Annotated in this window: 21 protein-coding genes; 1 reads left to right on the top strand and 20 read right to left on the bottom strand. The window is 43.7% G+C overall.

What is annotated here, in order from left to right; all coding sequences use genetic code 11:
• Positions 1-62: 62 nt before the first annotated feature.
• The 11 genes from ylqF to smc all read right to left on the bottom strand — a co-directional run bounded on the left by ylqF (position 63) and on the right by smc (position 10,776).
• A complete protein-coding gene (gene ylqF / locus ACJROX_RS11865) occupies positions 63-917 on the bottom strand; it encodes a ribosome biogenesis GTPase YlqF (protein ID WP_408010968.1) in 855 nt (284 codons plus the stop codon).
• Positions 918-926: 9 nt separating this feature from the next.
• A complete protein-coding gene (gene lepB / locus ACJROX_RS11860; protein ID WP_408010967.1) occupies positions 927-1,478 on the bottom strand; it encodes a signal peptidase I in 552 nt (183 codons plus the stop codon).
• Positions 1,479-1,608: 130 nt separating this feature from the next.
• Positions 1,609-1,956 (bottom strand): 50S ribosomal protein L19, encoded by a 348-nt coding sequence (gene rplS, locus ACJROX_RS11855; RefSeq protein ID WP_408010966.1) that lies wholly within the window; start codon positions 1,954-1,956, stop codon positions 1,609-1,611.
• A 137-nt stretch (positions 1,957-2,093) separates the two neighbouring features.
• Entirely contained in the window at positions 2,094-2,837 is a 744-nt protein-coding gene (trmD, locus tag ACJROX_RS11850; RefSeq protein WP_408010965.1) for a tRNA (guanosine(37)-N1)-methyltransferase TrmD, read from the bottom strand.
• Positions 2,834-3,355, bottom strand: coding sequence for a ribosome maturation factor RimM (gene rimM / locus ACJROX_RS11845; RefSeq protein WP_408010964.1), 522 nt, complete (start codon positions 3,353-3,355; stop codon positions 2,834-2,836). The genes trmD and rimM overlap by 4 nt, the downstream gene beginning before the upstream one ends.
• Before the next feature lie 328 nt (positions 3,356-3,683).
• A complete protein-coding gene (locus ACJROX_RS11840) occupies positions 3,684-3,911 on the bottom strand; it encodes a KH domain-containing protein (RefSeq protein WP_408010963.1) in 228 nt (75 codons plus the stop codon).
• 16 nt (positions 3,912-3,927) lie between these two features.
• Positions 3,928-4,200, bottom strand: a complete 273-nt coding sequence (gene rpsP / locus ACJROX_RS11835; protein WP_408010962.1) for a 30S ribosomal protein S16 — start codon at positions 4,198-4,200, stop codon at positions 3,928-3,930.
• Between the two features lie 75 nt (positions 4,201-4,275).
• A complete protein-coding gene (gene ffh / locus ACJROX_RS11830) occupies positions 4,276-5,628 on the bottom strand; it encodes a signal recognition particle protein (RefSeq protein ID WP_408010961.1) in 1,353 nt (450 codons plus the stop codon).
• Positions 5,629-5,641: 13 nt separating this feature from the next.
• The gene (locus ACJROX_RS11825; RefSeq protein WP_408010960.1) at positions 5,642-5,971 is read right to left on the bottom strand and encodes a putative DNA-binding protein; all 330 of its coding nucleotides are present in this window, start codon (positions 5,969-5,971) and stop codon (positions 5,642-5,644) included.
• A gap of 211 nt (positions 5,972-6,182) precedes the next feature.
• On the bottom strand, positions 6,183-7,190 hold the full coding sequence (gene ftsY, locus ACJROX_RS11820) for a signal recognition particle-docking protein FtsY (protein WP_408010958.1): 1,008 nt from the start codon (positions 7,188-7,190) through the stop codon (positions 6,183-6,185).
• A gap of 16 nt (positions 7,191-7,206) precedes the next feature.
• Positions 7,207-10,776, bottom strand: coding sequence for a chromosome segregation protein SMC (gene smc, locus ACJROX_RS11815; protein ID WP_408010957.1), 3,570 nt, complete (start codon positions 10,774-10,776; stop codon positions 7,207-7,209).
• 164 nt (positions 10,777-10,940) lie between these two features.
• Between smc and ACJROX_RS11810 the strand changes: the two genes are divergently transcribed.
• The gene (locus tag ACJROX_RS11810) at positions 10,941-11,189 is read left to right on the top strand and encodes a DUF1128 domain-containing protein (RefSeq protein WP_408010956.1); all 249 of its coding nucleotides are present in this window, start codon (positions 10,941-10,943) and stop codon (positions 11,187-11,189) included.
• 221 nt (positions 11,190-11,410) lie between these two features.
• Here the strand turns inward: ACJROX_RS11810 and rnc are convergent, their stop codons facing one another.
• From rnc to sdaAB, 9 genes are all read right to left on the bottom strand, one after another.
• Complete coding sequence (rnc, locus tag ACJROX_RS11805; RefSeq protein WP_408010954.1) at positions 11,411-12,169, bottom strand: ribonuclease III; 759 nt, start codon at positions 12,167-12,169, stop codon at positions 11,411-11,413.
• A gap of 95 nt (positions 12,170-12,264) precedes the next feature.
• Positions 12,265-12,498 (bottom strand): acyl carrier protein, encoded by a 234-nt coding sequence (gene acpP, locus ACJROX_RS11800; RefSeq protein WP_225065620.1) that lies wholly within the window; start codon positions 12,496-12,498, stop codon positions 12,265-12,267.
• A gap of 701 nt (positions 12,499-13,199) precedes the next feature.
• Positions 13,200-13,940: a 3-oxoacyl-[acyl-carrier-protein] reductase gene (gene fabG, locus ACJROX_RS11795; RefSeq protein WP_408010952.1), complete on the bottom strand. Its 741-nt coding sequence runs from the start codon at positions 13,938-13,940 to the stop codon at positions 13,200-13,202.
• A gap of 4 nt (positions 13,941-13,944) precedes the next feature.
• Entirely contained in the window at positions 13,945-14,886 is a 942-nt protein-coding gene (gene fabD / locus ACJROX_RS11790; protein ID WP_408010951.1) for an ACP S-malonyltransferase, read from the bottom strand.
• 3 nt (positions 14,887-14,889) lie between these two features.
• Positions 14,890-15,888 (bottom strand): phosphate acyltransferase PlsX, encoded by a 999-nt coding sequence (plsX, locus tag ACJROX_RS11785; protein WP_408010949.1) that lies wholly within the window; start codon positions 15,886-15,888, stop codon positions 14,890-14,892.
• A 7-nt stretch (positions 15,889-15,895) separates the two neighbouring features.
• Complete coding sequence (fapR, locus tag ACJROX_RS11780; protein WP_408010948.1) at positions 15,896-16,468, bottom strand: transcription factor FapR; 573 nt, start codon at positions 16,466-16,468, stop codon at positions 15,896-15,898.
• An 82-nt stretch (positions 16,469-16,550) separates the two neighbouring features.
• Positions 16,551-18,587, bottom strand: a complete 2,037-nt coding sequence (recG, locus tag ACJROX_RS11775; protein ID WP_408010947.1) for an ATP-dependent DNA helicase RecG — start codon at positions 18,585-18,587, stop codon at positions 16,551-16,553.
• On the bottom strand, positions 18,587-19,474 hold the full coding sequence (sdaAA, locus tag ACJROX_RS11770; RefSeq protein WP_408010946.1) for an L-serine ammonia-lyase, iron-sulfur-dependent, subunit alpha: 888 nt from the start codon (positions 19,472-19,474) through the stop codon (positions 18,587-18,589). The genes recG and sdaAA overlap by 1 nt, the downstream gene beginning before the upstream one ends.
• Positions 19,475-19,494: 20 nt before the next feature.
• Positions 19,495-20,157, bottom strand: coding sequence for an L-serine ammonia-lyase, iron-sulfur-dependent subunit beta (gene sdaAB, locus ACJROX_RS11765; RefSeq protein ID WP_408010945.1), 663 nt, complete (start codon positions 20,155-20,157; stop codon positions 19,495-19,497).
• Positions 20,158-20,215: the final 58 nt, after the last annotated feature.

Genomic DNA, 20,215 nt, shown 5'->3' with positions numbered 1-20,215 from the left:
TAAAAATACCAAAACGGGGCAGGCTCAATAGTTTCGTATTAAGTCCACCCCTTGTCCAGTTCTTATTCGTAGTCTGCTGGACTTTCAAAAGAAATCGGACCGAGCTTTACGGATCGGATATCCCTTAAGATGATCTCAGCAGCCTTTTCATAGTCGACTTCTCCACCTTTGAGCAGGCAGCCTCTCTTTTTCCCGATTTCTTCAAAAACCTCAAGTGGTGGAGCAGAGGTATCCGTTAAATTGTAACGTTCAATAAGTTTCTCCGGGTACGCTTCCTTCAAATATTGAATCGCAAAAAAAGCGATATCCCCAAAATCGAGGATGTCATCTTTAATTGCCCCTGTCACCGCTAATCGATAGCCTGTTGTCTGATCCTCAAACTTCGGCCATAATATTCCAGGTGTATCTAGTAATTCCAGTTCTTTACCGACTTTGATCCACTGCTGTCTTTGTGTAATGCCAGGTCGATCTCCTGTCTTTGCGATTTTCTTGTTGGCAAGACGATTGATAAGCGTCGATTTTCCGACATTCGGGATGCCGAGAATCAAGGCTCGAACCGCACGAGGCTTTATTCCTTTTTCAATCATCTTCTCAAGCTTTCCCTTTACAAGTTCTCTAGCCATGTCAGGAATTTTTTCGAGACCTTGACCAGTTTTGGAATTGACAGTGACAGTCTTCAGATCACGTTCCGAAAAATAATCTTCCCATTCCTTTGTGATGGCTCGATCCGCCATATCAGTTTTGTTCAATAGAACCAGCCGCGGCTTATGTTCAACGATCTCATCGATCATCGGATTCCGTGAGGATAAGGGGATACGGGCGTCCACAAGCTCGAAGACTACATCGATCATTTTAAGTTTCTCTGTAATCTCCCGTCTTGCTTTAGCCATATGTCCTGGGAACCATTGGATTTGCATTTATTTCACCTACTTTAATACTTCAAAATGAGCAACCGGCCAAAAGATGACGTTTGCTTTTCCGATAATTTCATCCATCGGGATGGCACCGATATTCCGGCTGTCTTTACTATGTTGCCTGTTATCTCCAAGCACAAACACATGTCCTTCTGGAACCGTCTGAGAGCCTATTTCATCACTTAATTCAAAATTATAGGTCAAGTTGCCTCCAGAGAGTGTTTGTTTATACTCATTCAAGTATGGCTCTGGAACTTCTTTATCATTCACATATAGTGTGTCATCTTTATACTCGATTTTATCCCCAGGTAAACCGATTATCCTTTTGATGTAATCTTTTCCTTCAGGAGCATGAAACACTACTATATCAAAACGATCTGGCTCTCCTACTTCATAACTGAATTTATTGACGATCATCCGGTCTCCATTATGAAGTGTAGGCATCATCGACTCTCCATCTACAACGATCGGCGCAAACAAGAAATATCGGATCCCTGCAGCGATCACCAATGCAATAACAAGAGCCTTCAACCATTCCCAAGATTCATTCTTTCTCTTTGCCATTTCTCCACCCCAGTTTTACTATTTACCTTTATTTTTAATTTACATTATATTCGAAATGGTTTAAAGTATCATCTAATCTACATAAAAAAGGAGCTTGTTTCCAAGCTCCTTTTCGCGCAAGTGCGTGTAATTATCTGCGAATCTCTTTGATACGCGCTGCTTTTCCACGTAGTGCACGTAGATAGTAAAGCTTAGCACGACGTACTTTACCATGACGTACAACTTCGATTTTAGCGATTTTTGGAGAGTGTACTGGGAAAGCACGCTCAACTCCAACACCATAAGAAATTTTACGTACGGTAAATGTTTCGCTGATCCCAGATCCACGGCGTTTGATTACAACACCTTCGAATACCTGGATACGTTCACGTGTTCCTTCGACAACTTTAACGTCAACACGTACAGTATCCCCTGCACGGAATTCTGGCAAATCTGTTTTCAACTGCTCTTTGGTAATATCATTAAGTAGTTGTTGCATAGGTATTTCCTCCTTCCATACAAATGTTCTTGTCTATGCTTTTACATCATAACAGCGGAACATCGTAATCAAGTGACACAAGCCACAAAGAATATCATAGCATAAACGTTGCTACTACGCAATATCTTGACTCTATTTTATTCAGTATTCCTGTTCTTTTTTAATTTTTCCAGGTACTCAAGGTTTTCATCAGATAAGGAACTCTCATCTATCAGATCAGGACGTCTTAAGAACGTCCTTTTCAAAGATTCACGATCACGCCATTTTTGGATTCTTGCATGATCTCCTGAAAGAAGGACATCAGGCACTTTCATCCCTCTGTAATCAGCTGGGCGTGTATAATGAGGGTGCTCAAGCAGTCCTGAAGAGTATGAGTCCAGTTTAGAAGACTCTTCATTACCAAGAACTTCTGGTAAAAGTCTTGTCACACTGTCTATGACTACCATAGCTGCCAGTTCTCCACCTGTAAGGACATAGTCTCCGATCGAAATCTCATCCGTGACGAGATGCTCTCTGATACGTTCATCATAGCCCTCATAATGACCACAAACGAATATTAAATGATCTTCCTCCGCAAGCTCTTCCGCCTTTTTTTGTGTCAAACGTTCGCCTTGTGGGCACATCAAAATGACTCTTGGCTTCTTTTCCTGGTCGTCTTTCAAACTTTCAACCGCATCGAATAAAGGCTGTGGTTTCAGTACCATACCCGCACCGCCGCCGTAAGGATAATCATCCACTTTACGGTGTTTGTTGGTTGTGAAATCCCTGAAATCTGTAACCGTATAGCTCACAGTGTCTTTTTCCTGCGCTTTTTTCAAAATGGAACTATTCAAGACTCCATCAAACATCTCAGGAAAAAGGGTTAAAATATCGATTTTCATTCTAATAGCCCTTCCATCGGTTCGATCAAGATTTGTTTTCCCTGCACATTAACTTCTTTTACCACAGGTTCTATATACGGAATCAAAACTTCTTTCTTCGTTTCACCAGAGTAAACCACCCACACATCATTCGCCCCCGGAGATAAAATATCCGTTACCTTTCCAAGGTTTTCCCCATCAGTCGTCTTGACTTCACAGCCGATGATTTCGTAATAATAATATTCACCTTCAGGAAGATCCTCCAGTTGTTCTTTAGAGACCTTCAAGATGCCATCTCGTAATGGCTCTACATCATTAATGGTCGGGTAGCCATCAAAAGCGACAAGATCGAATTGTTTATGCTTCCGATGTGAGCGAACCACCAACGGAATCGGCTCTTTCTTCCCAGGATGGAATAAATACAGCTTGGAGCCTTCCTGGTAACGCTCTTCAGAAAAATCCGAACGCGTGATTACTCTCACCTCGCCCCTGATTCCATGTGTGTTTACGATCTTCCCTACATTAAACCATTCGCTCATCTGTCTTTCCCCCGATTGCGTATTTTCTTACTATCATGGAACATTCACAACGAAGATATTCTTTATGACTTCTTCCAAAGAAAATTGGACTCCTATTTTATAGAATGTTCAAAATGAAACCGAATCAGAAACAACACAGGCTAACAACGTCACGTCCTGCGCCTGCGGTTACTCGGCGCAAAATTGCTTTGAAGTTAAGCAAATCTGAAATCTTGTGACAACGGTAGTACTAGCACTTCCTGTGCGTCGGACATCCGCTGTTTACCATCGTAAAATTTTGAATTTCCTATTAAGAAGAGGCAGGGTTCCCCCCACCTCTCACATAAAGTCAGACAATCTCTAAGTTTATCTTCTTACGTTCATTAGTCCCGGCAGCATTGATCACCGTACGGATCGCTTTAGCGATACGACCTTGCTTTCCGATCACCTTACCCATGTCCTCACTGTGGACACTGAGCTGATAGGTAACCGTGCTGCTCGTTTCAACTTCTTCTATGCGTACATCTTCTGGGTGATCGACAAGAGCCTTAACAATCGTTTCGATTAACTCTTCCATATCAGTCCCACCCTACTTATTTTTGATTTTTTGCATTGTGAAGCTTTTCCATAAGACCAGCGTCAGAGAAAAGGGTACGTACTGTGTCAGAAGGTTTTGCACCTTTCAACATCCAATCAAGAGCTTTCTCTTCGTCGATTTTTAAATCAATTGGTTGAGTGATTGGATTGTAGTATCCAATTTCCTCGATGAAACGTCCATCACGAGGTGAACGAGAATCTGCTACTACTAAACGATAAAATGGAGATTTTTTTGCTCCCATACGCTTTAAACGAATTTTTACTGCCATATCTATAATTCCTCCTAAAGATTTTTATAAGTTGTTTTTTATTTTCACGGTAACGTGTACCGGTCAAATCCTGAATTACATGAATGGGAACTTCATACCGCCCATTCCGCCTTTTTTCTTGCCTTTTTGCATATTGGACATTTGTTTCATCATCTTTTTCATGTCCTCGAACTGCTTCAAGAGTCGATTGACTTCTTGAACGGAACGACCGCTTCCTTTTGCGATTCGTTTCTTTCGACTTGCGTTGATCGTTTCAGGATGCTGCTTTTCACCCTTCGTCATCGATTGGATGATCGCCTCAACATGATTAAGCTGTTTCTCGTCGACTTTTACGTTCTTCAACTGCTTCATCTGTCCTGCACCCGGTAACATGCCTAGAAGCTCATCAAGTGGTCCCATGCTTCTTACCTGTGTAAGCTGTTCTAGAAAATCATCGAACGTAAAGCTCATCGTCCGCATCTTCTCTTCAAGCTCTTTCGCCTTTTTCTCATCCACGTTCGTTTGGGCTTTTTCTATGAGGGACAGCACATCTCCCATTCCTAGAATCCTTGAAGCCATTCGTTCCGGATGGAAAGACTCTAGTGCATCCAGCTTCTCACCCAAACCGACGAATTTGATCGGCGTATCGGTCACAGATTTGATGGACAGGGCAGCCCCGCCTCGTGTATCTCCATCAAGCTTTGTCAGGACGACACCGGTGAGTCCAAGTTGTTCATGGAAACTCTCAGCAACATTGACTGCATCTTGACCGGTCATCGCATCGACAACCAAAAGGATTTCATCGGGTTTCGCGACTTCCTTGATTTGAGCAAGCTCATCCATCAATCCCTCGTCAATATGCAATCGACCTGCCGTATCGATGATCACATAATCGTGATGCTCTTCTTTCGCTTTCGCAATTCCTTGCTTGGCGATTTCAACAGGGCTTGTATCTGTACCGAGATCGAATACAGGCATACTAAGCTGTTTTCCTAGTGTTTGCAATTGATTGATCGCCGCTGGTCTGTAAACGTCGGCTGCAACGAGCAACGGTTTCCGGTTATTCTTCTTTCTCAAGTGGTTGGCCAGTTTACCTGTTGTCGTCGTCTTACCTGCACCTTGAAGTCCAACCATCATGACGACTGTCGGTGGTTTGTTGGCAACTGCAATTTTGCTTTGCTCCCCACCCATCAGCGCAGTCAATTCCTCGTTAACGACTTTAACGACTTGTTGGCCTGGCGTCAGACTTTCAAGTACTTCTTGTCCGATCGCTCTTTCTTTGACCTTTGCAACGAATTCCTTTACGACCTTGAAGTTAACATCAGCTTCTAATAACGCCAGTCGAACCTCTCGCATCATGACTTTAACGTCCGCTTCGGTAACTTTACCTTTTCCGCGAACCTTCTTAAGTGTTTGTTGAAGTCGGTCGGCTAAACCTTCAAATGCCATAGAATGCCGCCTCCTAATCCAATTTCTCGACACGATCGATCGTATCGAGCAACTCTTTCTGATTCTTTTCTTCAGCAACCTGTTGACGCAATTCGGCCAAAAGCTGCTGCCTTGTCTGATACTTTCCGAGAAGTTCAAGCTTATCTTCGTATTCTTCGAGCATTGACTCTGTTCGTTTGATGTTGTCGTATACTGCTTGGCGGCTCACTTCATACTGCTCAGCAATCTCTCCAAGGGAAAGATCATCAAGGTAATAAAGCGCCATATAATTCCGCTGTTTCGGAGTTAGAAGCGCATGATAAAAATCAAACAATAGATTGATCCGTGTCGTTTTCTCAAGCACTTTCTCCACCCCTTGTTAAGCGAAATGCCTTTACGATTAATCATACTACACCCCATGCAAACCTTTGTCAAGTTTTTTTCTTAACATTGATTTCAGCACGAATTCCTGAAGTTCCGCCGCTGATAAAAATTTGTCCGTAATGCGACGTGGCCAACATAAAACAGGGAGGAGCTTTCCATCAAAGATGGTTAGGCTCCTCCCTATTTTTATTTTAATAGCGATCTATCGCTTCATCTTCCGTCATATCTGGCAGGATATTGGAGAAGAGTCCATAGACGAATTGATCTGCATCGAATTCATAAAGGTCTTCTACTTTTTCACCTAAACCGACAAGCTTGACCGGAATCTCGAGTTCGTGGCGGATTGCGAGTACGATGCCGCCTTTTGCGGTTCCATCAAGCTTTGTCAATACGATGCCGCTGACATCTGTCGCCTGGCTGAACGTTTTCGCCTGATTCATGGCGTTCTGGCCAGTCGTGGCATCTACCACAAGCAAAACCTCGTGTGGAGCGCCGGGCAGCTCCCTGCCGATGACCCGCTTGATTTTCTCAAGCTCATTCATCAAGTTGACTTTGTTTTGAAGTCTTCCGGCTGTATCACACAACAGTACGTCAACACCACGGGACTTGGCTGATTTCACTGCATCGAATACGACTGCCGCCGGATCTGCACCTTCACTATGCTTGATGACATCGACGCCAACACGATCCCCCCATACTTGAAGTTGATCGATCGCCCCTGCACGGAAAGTATCTCCTGCTGCCATCAAGATGGATTTGCCTTCCTGTTTAAGTTTATGTGCAAGCTTCCCAATAGAAGTCGTCTTCCCCACTCCATTGACACCGACGAACAAGATGACCGTTAGCTCATTCTCCTGGATGTTGAGCTTCGAATCATCATCACCTTTATCAAGGAGTTCCGCCAGCTTTTCTGAGATGACGACTTGCAGCTCCTCGGTCTCCTTGATGTTCTGAGTCCTCGCCACGTCCTTCAATTCATCGATCAGGTCCATCACCGTAGCTACACCGACATCTGCCTCTATCAAGATTTCTTCTAATTCTTCAAAGAATTCTTCATCTACTTTACGATAGTTCTTTACAAGGTCGTTGATACGGGTTGAAAATGACGTCCGTGTTTTCGTCAAGCCATCTTTGAACTTTTCAGTCACCGTATCGCTCTGTGTTGTCAGTTTATCTTTCAGTCGTTTAAAAAAACTCATTCGCTTCACCTCATTACTATGTCGTCACTAATTCTTGTTTCGTTTCTTCCAATTTGACTGATACAAGATTCGATACCCCTGATTCCTGCATCGTTACACCATATAAAACATCCGCTTCTTCCATCGTACCTTTCCGGTGGGTGACGACGATGAATTGCGTCTGTTCACTGAAGGCACGCAAAAACTTTGCAAACCGGCTTACATTAGCTTCATCAAGCGCTGCTTCAACCTCGTCCAGTATACAGAATGGGACTGGCCGCACTTTTAAAATTCCAAATAATAATGCAATAGCCGTCAATGCCCGTTCTCCACCAGATAACAAAGCGAGATGTTGAAGTTTCTTCCCTGGAGGCTGGGCGAGGAAATTGACTCCTGTATTCAATAAATCTTCAGGATCTGTCAGTTCAAGATCCGCTCTTCCTCCACCGAATAATTCTCGGAATATCTCACGGAAGTGTTCCCGGATCTCAAAAAACGATTCCTTGAACCTCTTCGTCATTTCTTCGTCCATTTCAGTAATGATCCCATATAGAGTCTCTTTCGCCTCATTCAGGTCATCTCGCTGTTCAATCAAAAAGTTGTAGCGTTCTGATACACGTTCATACTCCTCGATGGCACCAAGATTCACCGTCCCAAGTTCGTCGATGGCTCTTTTGATGAGTTTCACTTTCGTCCGAGCCTCCTCAGGTTTCATTTCCAAACTATATTTTTCCTTAGCTCGTTCATATGAAAGCTGATATTCCTCATTCAAATGGTTCAAACGGTTTTCGAGCTCGACATCCAATCGATTCAGCCTGACTTCTTCCTGATGGATTCCATCTGACATCTGCTGGTGGAGACGCTTAAGTTCTTTAAGTTCAAGCTCCTGGTCTTCCACTTTTTCTTGTCGTTGACTACGTTCTTTACGACGGTCACCGATCAATTGGACGGTCGCATCTTTATCTTTACGGTGCTGGATGATTTTCTCATCCAAAGCTTCCTCATCAGAAGTACTCGTATTCACAGCTTCTTCGAGCAGCCAGAATTCTTCTTCCGCATCATGCATGATCTTCATCGTTTCATCCAGTTCATTTTGCAAACGTTGGACGGTACTGTTCGAGTTAGAAAATTGTTCTTCCGATTGGGCGAGGCTTACCTTCAATGAAGTAATTTCCTCTTTCAAATCATCTTTTGTCGTCTGCTGATTTTTCTTTTGACTCGACAATCGTTCAACTTCTTTTTCAAGCTCGACTGCCTTTGTTTCGGATGCTTTTAACGATTTCTTGAGAGAAGCGACTCTTTCATCCATCGTTACCCTTTCAGAATCATAAGTACCTTTCTCCCGGTCGTATAACGATAAGTGTTCATTGATGTTTTTATCCTGGAGCTCGATTTCTCGAAGCTCCCCTTTCAACTGTTGCTCTTCCAATCGCTTTCTTTCACCATCTTCACGCAGGCTTTCAAGCTTCTCTTTCTGATCGATCAATCTCTGCTTCCCTTGCTTGACATCCTTTTCAAGCTGGCCTGTCTGCTCTTCCATAGACCCAAGCTTTTCCGTAAGCGAATCTAATTCACGTTGTCGGGATAATAAGGAGGTATTCTTCTGCTTCAAACTGCCTCCCGACATCGATCCACCCGGATTGACAATATCCCCTTCTAAAGTCACGATTCGGTAGCGGTGGTTGAGGATTTTGGCTAATGCATTGGCACCCTCCAGGCTTTCAGCAATCACGACATTCCCTAACAGGTTTTCAATGACCTTACGATGCTTGTCATCAAAAGCTACCAGATTGGAAGCAATACCGGCATAAGAGGGATGATTGGATACTCTCTCTTCCTCTTGGTGAGATAGCTTCCGGCTTTTCATGACAGACATCGGTAAAAATGTCGCTCGTCCAAGCCGCTTTTTCTTTAAGAATCCAATCGCCTTCCTGGCGTCTTCCTCTGTGTGTACGACTATGTTCTGAGTGGCAGCGCCTAGTGCCGTTTCGATAGCTGTCTCTTCTTTTTTTGAAACAGTGATCAATTCAGCCACTGCACCTTCAATCCCAGGCAGACGTTTACCGCGTTCTTTCAAAATTTCTCGGACACCCTGGAAGAAACCACTGTAATCCTCTTGCATTTCCTCTAGCATTTCTTTTTTCGAACGGAATTGTTGGATGAATTGATACGCTTTATACAATTTAGATTCTTTGTCAGTTAGCGTCTTTTCATCCTTTTCGATTTTTGTTTTCAGCTTCATGAATGCATCGACTTGAGTTTCAAGCTCTGTTTGGATACCCTTTAACTTTTTGTTCAATTCTTCTTTCTGTACTGCAATCCGGTCCCGCTCTTCAATGTACTGTATGTGACGTTCATGCAGCTTGGACGATCTCGAAGATTGCTGCTCAAGCTGTTCACTTAAATAACGGATTTCGTTTTTGATCGACGTTTGATCGTTAAGACAATCGAAATATTCACTTTTCAGCTGTTCAAGCTCTTCTTCGATATTCTTATCGACCAGTTCCAACTGTTGTTCCTGATCCTTCAGCTTGTTTTGAAGACTCTTAAGCTTACCTTGGTGTTGCTGCAATTGATTGCGTTCGATTTGTAAAGTTTCTTCAATGGATTTCTTCTTTTCTTTTTGCTGTGCGATCTTTAGAGTAAGCTGTTCTTTGTTTTGATGATAATTCTTTTTACGCTCGCGCATAACTTCTCGCTTTCCCTCATGCTTTTCGAGCTCTTCACTAACATTAAGAAGGACGTCTTGAAGTTCATCTATGGACTCGTCCAATGCTGCCAATTCATCTCTGATGACCCCGATCTCCTGCTCTTTTTGTTGAACCTGTTCCTTAAGTTTAAGTTCTTCTACTCTCAATTGTTCGATTTCTTTGGATTTTGCTTCCCATCTTGTATGTAAATCTTCTATTTCATGGACCAATAGTGCAGACTCGATCACTTCAAGCTCACTTTTTTTATCCAAGTAATCACGAGCAATCGAAGCTTGGATCTTCAATGGTTCCACCTGTCCTTCAAGCTCATGCAGGATATCTTCCACCCTGTTCAGATTCTCTTCTGTCTCACGGAGCTTTTGTTCAGCTTTTATTTTCCGTGTTTTATATTTCAAAACACCTGCAGCTTCTTCAAAGATTTTCCTTCTATCTTCAGGCTTGCTGCTCAGGATCTCTTCAACCTTACCTTGTCCAATGATTGAATACGCTTCTTTTCCAAGCCCCGAATCCATGAACAAATCGATGATGTCTTTGAGACGGCATTGCTGTTTATTGATGAGATATTCACTATCACCAGAACGATAGACCCTTCTCGTAATACTGATTTCGTTATATTCAATCGGTATATGCTGATCTTCATTATCTAAAGTCAAAGTAACTTCCGCAACATTCAACGGTTTACGTGTATCACTGCCGGCAAAAATGATATCTTCCATTTTGGCCCCCCGCAAGGATTTTGCGGATTGTTCTCCTAACACCCATCGGACCGCATCTGAAATGTTGCTTTTACCGCTGCCGTTCGGACCAACCACCGCTGTCACACCTGGTACGAATTCAATACCAATACGTTCAGCAAATGATTTGAAACCGACGACATCCAATCTTTTGAGGAACATTGAGATTCCCCCTTCATTATATTCATCTTCACAATATGCTCGGGAATCCAACCCCTTGCATTTGAATACATACCTATTTATTTTATCATAAAGAAGGAAGGTGCAGAAGAACCCCGGTAAAATTCCGCATTTATTGTCGATTCATGCTACAATGACATTGAAGAATGGATGGAAGAAAGGATGATTCGGTGAATCTCGAAGTAAAAAGCGAAGAGAATGTAACGTATATGGTAGAACAGATGCAAAAACAGTTGCAAGTAGTGAATACTGGAGTCATGCGCCCAGAAGATTTCGATGTTGACCTGTACGAAGAATTGAAGGATCTCTATGATTACGTGATGAGAAAAGAACATTTCAGTGTCAATGAAACAGAAGGGATCATCCAGGAATTGAGTGAACTTCGTAAAAAGTGAGTTGATGTGCAAAGTGAAAGCACCCTGTTAACCACCAAGGTCAACTTGAAGCCTGCCGAGGAGGCTTCAAGCGCCCCAGGAGGACTGAAGTGATCCAAGGGGCTGGGTGTTGGAGCTGGACAGTACCCCCATGATATCTCTTACAGGCAAAAGGTTGATCCAATTCAGAACAAGTCTCCCCTCTTAGCCATAGGAAGCGTTCTTGAATGGATCAACCTTTTTTATTTCTTATTCAGATATTGAAGTGCTTCACGGGCAGCATGCTGCTCAGCTTCCTTCTTAGAGCGGCCATGTCCAATTCCAAGCCGTTCACTGCTTAAATACACTTCAGAAGTGAACTGGCGATTATGTGCTGGACCAGATTCCTGAACGATCCGATAAACGAGTGTCCCATGGTTTTCCCTTTGTATGAATTCCTGAAGCTGGCTCTTGAAGTCCATTACATGTGAAAAAGCCCCTTCATTAATTTTCGGATATACAAATTTACTTAAGAACTGTTCTACAACATCTAAACCTTGGTCAAGATATAGAGCACCTATAAAAGCTTCAAAAACATCCGCTAATAGTGCAGGACGCGTACGCCCACCTGTGTTCTCTTCACCTTTACCTAGTAATACAAGATCTCCGAAATTCAATTGAAGCGCAAATGTCACCAAGGATGGTTCACATACGATTGCTGCACGCAATTTTGTCAATTCACCTTCGGACATATTGTGATACTTTTTGTATAAATATTGAGAAATAGTCAGTTCTAAGACTGCATCTCCTAGAAATTCAAGGCGTTCGTTATCGTCACTCGGACGTTTACGATGCTCATTGACATACGAGGAATGAGTGAATGCCTGGAAGAGCAATTTTTCATTTTCAAACTGTATATCTATTTTTTCCCGGAATGCTTTGAACCGAACAGAAAGCTCTTCCCTTGTAAAAGGTCTGCGTTTTGTTCGTGCATATCTCTTTGATGATGTACGGTTGGACATTGTGACCTCCATAATCCTTGTCTCGCATTTCACACAATTAATTTTAGTAAAATAAAGCCCCGCAATCAAGTGTTGATGCGGGACTTACAAAAATACTATTGATGGCTGTTTATGTAATCTACTACATCGCCAACAGTAGCAATTTTTTCAGCATCTTCGTCAGAAATCTCCATGTCGAACTCATCCTCAAGTTCCATAACGAGTTCAACAACGTCTAAAGAATCCGCTCCTAGATCCTCTTTAAATGAAGATTCAAGTTTCACTTCTTCCTCATCAACCCCTAAACGGTCAACGATGATTTTGGTAATACGTTCTTGAATGTCTGCCATGTCCGTTCACCTCCTCTCAAGTATTATACGAAATGTACATCATCTAGTAAATCTCAGATATGCAAGATGTTTTAAAAAATCGAGTTTTAGAAATTCAGTCATTTTTGCAAACCTCTTCACAATCTGCTTTACTTTCGCGAAATTCACTCCCTTTCCGCGGGCTGAAGAAAAGCGGAAGCGACCCGCTTAGTCACGTAGGTCACTGGAAAACTGACGAGGAGGCTGTGGCCGCCGCAGGAAGTTTGAAGTGATCCAAGTGACTGTTCGCTGAGCTGGACATCACTTCTCTGCATCCAAGCTACGGGGTCTTGCCTGGCTCGTTGTTCCCGCAGGAGTGACGAGCGATACTTGTATGTGCTACTGCGAGTTGTACCGAGGAAGCTTTCTTCGAAGGTACACTTGTAGACGCAGGTACATCGTTTGCCATGAGTATTCGACGTAGCAATCACTGCCTAAAACCGTTACGTTATGTGACACGGCAGAATTAGAACATCCTTTGCATCGGAAATTCGACGTTTATCATTTGGATGCCTTTTAAACATCATCTTAAACCAAGTTCAGAATGAGGACAAACAGGGCCGAGAAATTCGAGGCACGGAAGCTACGACGGCCGGATCGTATTGATAATACGTGAGGACCGGATTAGCGAGTAACGAAGAAGTTCGATAGAACTGTTTCCCGGAATTCTGAACTATCCTCTACTACATTACCATGCCGCCATCTACATGAATAGTCTGCCCAGTAATATAACTACTCTCATCACTCGCCAAGAACCTGACCGCTGCTGCGATGTCTTCTGGTCTTCCAAGACGCGCTAATGGGATTTGCTTCAGCATTTCATCTTTTACGCTTCCTTCAAGGGCGTCTGTCATGTCCGTTTCAATGAAACCAGGTGCCACAGCGTTGACTGTAATTCCACGGCTGGAAAGCTCTTTTGCAGTGGTTTTCGTAAGTCCGATCACGCCTGCTTTTGCTGCAACATAGTTTGCTTGTCCTGGGTTTCCGGATACACCAACAATTGAAGCGATGTTGATGATTCTTCCTGCACGTTGTTTCATCATTTGACGCGTAACTACTTTTGTACAGTTGAATACACCTTTCAAATTTGTGTTGATGACAGCATCCCATTCTTCTTCTTTCATCCGCATCAAAAGGTTGTCACGTGTTATTCCCGCATTGTTGACAAGGATATCAAGAGAACCATATGTCGTGATCACTTCTTTGATCATCGCCGTTACAGAATCCATGCTTGAAACATCGGATTGAATAGCGAAAGCTTTTCCACCGTTTTCTTGAATCTCTTCTACCACTTGCCTAGCTTTCTCTTCACTTCCCGAGTAATTCACTGCAACTGAAGCGCCCTGCTTGGCCAGTTCAATTGCGATTGCACGGCCGATTCCTCTAGAGGCCCCAGTTACTAAGGCAGTTTTACCATTAAGCATCAAATCATACCTCCTTTAGTTTCTTTACAGCAGCTTCTAACGATTCTGGATCTGAAATCGCAACCGTCGTCGCCCGTCTATTGACTTTTTTCACGAGACCCGATAACACTTTCCCTGGACCAATCTCAATAAAAATATCGACACCTTCATCCAACAAGTATCGAACCGTCTCTTCCCAACGAACCGGAGAATAGATTTGCTCAATCAGTTTCGAGCGGATTTCATCTGCCCCAATCACCGGCTCAGCAGTAACATTCGCTACCACAGGTATTTCTGCATCAGTAATCGTCAATTCATCCAGTACATCAGCCATCTTTTCAGCAGCAGGCTTCATCAATTCAGAGTGGAAAGGTCCGCTTACTTGAAGAGGGATGATTCTTTTCGCTCCTTCTTCCTTTGCCGCCTCTGATGCTTTCTCTACACCTTCCTTGGAACCCGATATGACAATTTGTCCCGGGCAATTGAGATTCGCTAATTGTACGGAATCCCCTTCAGCTGTTATACGATTAGTGATTGATTCCAGCTGCTCCGCATCCATGCCGAGTACTGCAGCCATCGCCCCTTTCCCGGCTGGAACTGCTTCTTCCATGAACATGCCGCGTCTGCGAACTGCATAAACTGCATCTTCAAATGTCAGTGCTTTTGATGCTACTAACGCAGTATATTCACCTAGACTATGCCCTGCTGTAAAGCCGGGTCGGATATCATATTGCTCCAAAGCTTTCAAAATTGCAATGCTTGTCGTCAATAATGCAGGCTGGGTATTTTCTGTCCTTGTAAGGGCTTCTTCCGGACCTTCTGCGATGATGGAAGAAAGAGAATACCCTAACCGTTGATCTGCCTGCTTGAACACTGCAGCAGATTGTTCGTTATTTTCCACAAATTCTTGTCCCATACCAACTTGCTGAGATCCTTGTCCCGGAAAAATAAAAGCAATTTTTCCCATTCGTCATTCATTCCCTTCTAGTCGAGCTGCTTTTTCCGTAATGATCGTTACCATATCATGTTCAACCATGTGGCGTGCCTGACGGATTGCATTCAATACTGCATTCGCATCTGAAGAGCCATGGGCTTTTATAACCGGTGCCCGAAGGCCGAATAGCGCTGCTCCGCCGTATTCACTGTAATCAAGTTTTTCTTTGATGGTTTTGAACTCTGGTTTCAAAACAGCAGCAGCCAATTTGCTTCTTACAGAACTCATCAGTTGTTCCTTCAGCATCTTAAAGATCGACATCGCAGTTCCTTCAATTGTTTTCAAAACGAGATTACCAGAGAAACCATCACAAACCACCACATCAGCAACCCCATCAAGAAGATCCCTTGATTCAACGTTACCCACAAAATGAACAAGATCGGTTTCTTTCAACAATTGAAATGTTTGTTTAGAGAGCTCGTTCCCTTTTCCGTCCTCTGTCCCGACGTTCAATAATCCTACACGGGGCTTTTTGATGCCTCTAACTTTTTCGCTGTATACACTTCCCATCAAAGCGTATTGGAAGATATGTTCAGGTTTTGCATCCATATTAGACCCTACATCCAACAAGACGAAACCTTGTCCATCCAATGTAGGGAGAGTCGGTGACAAAGCTGGCCGGTCGATTCCAGGTATACGGCCGACATGTAAAAGTCCAGTTGTCATCAGCGCCCCAGTGTTTCCCGCAGAAATGCAGGCATCCGCTCTTGCTTCTTTAACTTCAACAGCAGACAGCACCATCGAAGCTTGTTTCTTTCTACGGACAGCACGTACTGGTTCATCCTCACTAGAGATCATTTCTGATGTATGTATAATCGAAATCCGGTCTGATCCGGTCATGTATTGATTGATCTTATTTTCATCACCGACCAAAACAACCTCAAGATCGGTATATTGATTGACAGCTTTAACAGCACCGAGTACCATCTGTTCAGGTGCATGATCACCGCCCATTGCATCAATCGCGATTCTCATTTATGAATTACGTCCTTTCTTTCTTGCTTTTGTTCGAACGGAACATTGTGAATATACCTTCGAATACAAGTTCCTGTTCAACATAGCTCTTCACTTCCACGATGGACCGATCACTCTGATTGTCAATTACATTCGCTTTTGCCACTACTCGTTCTCCAACTTTAACCTGTCTTGTAAAACGGAGATCCGATTTTTCAGTCAGAGCCATTTCATCGTTTATGATCGCTACGGCAAGTGAATTCGCTTGTGCAAACAGGTGATGGCCACGAGCAATGTTATGCCTTGAAAAAACATGCTCTTGTTTGATATCCAAAATCGAAATCGCAGACTTATCAAGCTGGAGATCGATGATTTCACCGATGACATCTTCAATGGAAAGAGCCTTCACTTCATCCAATTGCTGCTGTGCAACATTTTTGATTCTTTCCCGAAGCTCAGGTATCGACAGTTCAAGTCGATCAAGCCGTATTGTTTGTACACTTACCTGGAATTGATCTGCTAAATCTTCATCTGTTATGAATGGATTTAAAAGAATCGTCTCCTTCAACAGTTGTTGACGTTCTTTTTTATTTCTTTTCATTCCTTCACCATCCCTTACTCTTATGAGTAGGTACTAATAGTAGTATATATTGATTGGTCATTCTTTTCAAGGAATAGAAGGCTTAATCGAGCTCTTCCCATGCATCTATCTGTTCAAGCAACCAATTTCTTAAAGCGTCATACCTCGGATCTTTCCAAAAAACCTCAGAGTTGACCATTTTTGCAGCATCGTTCCTTGCGACTTCCAATGCCCGATAATCATGGACAAGATCAGCGACTTTAAAATCGGGCAGGCCACTCTGTTTTTTTCCGAAGAAATCCCCCGGGCCCCTCAGCTCCAAGTCTCGCTGGGATAATTCGAATCCATCATTCGTCTCCGTCATGATCTGCATACGTTCTTTACCGACATCCGATTTCGGATCGGCGATAAGGATACAATAGGATTGAGCATCTCCTCTGCCAACCCTTCCCCGTAATTGGTGTAACTGGGACAACCCGAATCTCTCCGCATCATAAACAACCATGACGGTTGCATTTGGAACATTCACACCCACTTCGACGACGGTTGTCGACACAAGGACTTGGACCTCATTTTTACTGAACCTGCCCATGATTTCTTCTTTCTCATCAAACGAAAGACGACCATGCATGAGTCCTACATTGTAGTTAGTAAAATAGTGGACAAGCTGTGCGTGCACATCAACCGCATTCTGAAAATCGAGTTTGTCCGATTCCTCTATCAACGGGCAGATCACATAAGCTTGTCTACCCCGCTTCAATTCCTTCTCGATGAATCCGAGCACACGGTCCAACATCCCATGCTTCGCCCAATATGTCTCGATCGGTTTTCGACCTGCAGGCATTTCATCAATGGTGGAAACATCCATATCACCGAAAGCGGATATTGCTAAAGTCCTGGGGATTGGGGTAGCCGTCATGAAAAGGACATCGGGGGTGATCCCTTTCTGTCGCAATACCTTCCTCTGCTCGACTCCGAACCGATGCTGTTCATCAGTGATTACAAGGCCTAAGTTGCGGAATTGAACTTCTTCCTGGATCAAGGCATGTGTTCCTATCAGAATATCAACATCTCCGCTTTTGACACGTTCAAGAATTTCCCTGCGCCGTTTTCCTTTGATTGAGCTTGTCAGGAGCTCTATATTTATACTGAAATCATTGAATAATTGGGTCATGGATTCATAATGTTGTTCAGCTAGGATTTCGGTAGGGACCATCAAGGCGGATTGCATATTTGTCGTTACGAGGGCATACATGCTGATCGCAGCAACGATCGTCTTTCCAGATCCCACATCCCCCTGTAGCAAGCGATTCATGCGATAAGGCGAGCGTAAATCTTTTAAAATCTCATCTACTACACGGTTCTGCGCACCAGTCAAAGGGAATGGAAGTGAGCGGATGAAAGACTCGATTTCAAACTGGTTGAACATCCTCTCTTCCCCGTCGGATTTTTCTTTTTCCTGTTTACGCCACCACTGCATTTTCAATTGGAACATCAACAATTCTTCATAGACAAAGTATCTTCTTGCATGCTTCAAATGATCATGGGTTGCCGGTGCATGGATCCACTGGATCGCTTCTCTACGCTCGATAAGTTTGTATTGCTTCCTCAACTCTTCAGGTAAAATGTCTTCTACTGAGTCTAAAAATTGCAGCATACATAAATGGATGACTTTTCGGAGCCTCTTGACCGTCCAATCACCTTTAATGGAATATACCGGCTCGATCGTCTCGTCGCTTTCAGGATGACCGAATGTCACATGCTGGGCAGTGATCGTCAGCCTGTTTTGGTCCCATTTCCCAGTTATCGTTACAGGTTGGCCTATTGCAAGCTGTTTCTTTAAAAAGGCACGGTTGAAAAACACTGCAGTGACAAGATACTTTCCGACGAGCACCCTTACTGTAAGTCTTGATTTCTTCCGGCCAAAATAACGGAGAGAAGGCTCACTGTGAACCTTCCCTTCGATTGTTGCTTTTTCATCATGCTTCAGTTCCGTCAAATCCCTCACTTTGAAGTCTTCGTAACGATACGGAAAATACATGAGAAGATCATATACAGTGTAAACTTTCAGATCAGCCAATTCCTCTGCCCGCGCTTCTCCAATTCCTTTGACATGCGTGACAGGTAATGATAAATCCATCACTTTTTCTTTAGCGGCACTCCATAAATCTTCGCTTCAAGCTCCCTGCCTGTCGGAGTAGCCGCTAATCCTCCTTGTGCAGTCTCCTTAAGCGCTGTCGGCATCGTTTCACCGATCTTGTACATCGCATCGATCACTTCGTCACACGGTATACGGCTGGTAATTCCTGCGAGGGACATGTCTGCTGCTGTAATAGCAATGCTTGCCCCGATTGCATTTCGTTTAACACACGGAACCTCGACGAGCCCTGCCACTGGGTCACACACCAGGCCGAGCATATTTTTGAGGGCGATCGCCATTGCTTCTGCAGATTGTTCAGGGGTCCCGCCAGCGAGTTCGACAATCGCAGCTGCTGCCATCCCTGTCGCTGAACCGACTTCTGCTTGACAACCGCCTGCAGCCCCTGAAATGGATGCGTTGTTTGCTACAACAAATCCGAAAGCACCTGAAGTGAATAAATAACGGACCATTTGTTCACGGGTTGGTTGAAGCTTATCCCTGAGTGCAAAAAGAGTACCAGGAACAACACCTGCGGAACCTGCTGTAGGCGTTGCACAAATCGTTCCCATCGCTGCATTCACTTCATTCGTGGCTACAGCTTTACTGACTGCATCTAGAATGGTCGTACCCGCAAGGCTTTTCCCGCTTGCGATATATTTTTGAAGAAGGACAGCATCTCCGCCAGTCAATCCAGAATGGGATTTCACACCTTCTCTGATTCCGCGTTCCACAGCCTTTTCCATGACATCTAGATTTTTCTCCATAAGTTCCATCACTTTTTCCCTGGATCTGCCGGTCACTTCCATTTCCTGCTCGATCATCACTTCTGATATCGGAACATTTTTAGAAACTGCAAGTTCCACCAACTCACTGACATTCCTAAACATAACTCATACCACCCTTCTCTTTAATCATGAATACGTGTCGCTTTAATTATGTGTGGAAGTTTTTCGATATCTTCCAAAACGTCGTGTTCGATATTTTGATCGACTTCAATTGTCATCAATGCTTCACTGCCGACTTCTTTTCTACCGACTTCCATATGTCCGATGTTGATCTGGTGTTTGGCTAATAGATTGGCTACGCCGGCAATGGCACCATAGTGATCGTTGTGCACGACCAATAATGCAGGGTGATTCCCGGATAATCCTAACTCGAATCCATTCATCTCGACAATTTCAATTTTTCCGCCACCGATGGAAATACCAACCACTTCCAGATCCCCATCTTTATCTCCAAGCCGGATCCGCGCCGTATTCGGATGATCGGTCAAAGCTTCCTCTTCAGACATTTTGATCTTTATCTTTTCTTGTTTAGCGATTTTCAACGATTCACTAATCCGTTCATCGAATGTATCAAAATCCAAAATCCCGCCGACGATCGCCACATCCGTACCATGCCCCCGGTACGTTTTCGCAAAAGAACCGTAAAAGGAAATATGAGCCCATTCAGGTTTACGACCGAACAAAGACCGGGCAACCCGTCCGATCCGAGCCGCTCCCGCGGTATGCGAGCTTGATGGTCCGATCATGATTGGGCCGATGATATCAAAAACGCTTTTATACTTCATTTGTGATTCCCCCATTTGTATAGAGAACTAAAGTTAACAGAGCTGACAGATAAAGAAT

The organism is Pseudalkalibacillus sp. A8 (assembly GCF_045920555.1).
In the GTDB taxonomy this organism is placed as follows: domain Bacteria; phylum Bacillota; class Bacilli; order Bacillales; family Fictibacillaceae; genus Pseudalkalibacillus.
Note: the sequence above shows the minus strand (reverse complement) of the source record. Positions and strands in the feature narration are given on the sequence as shown.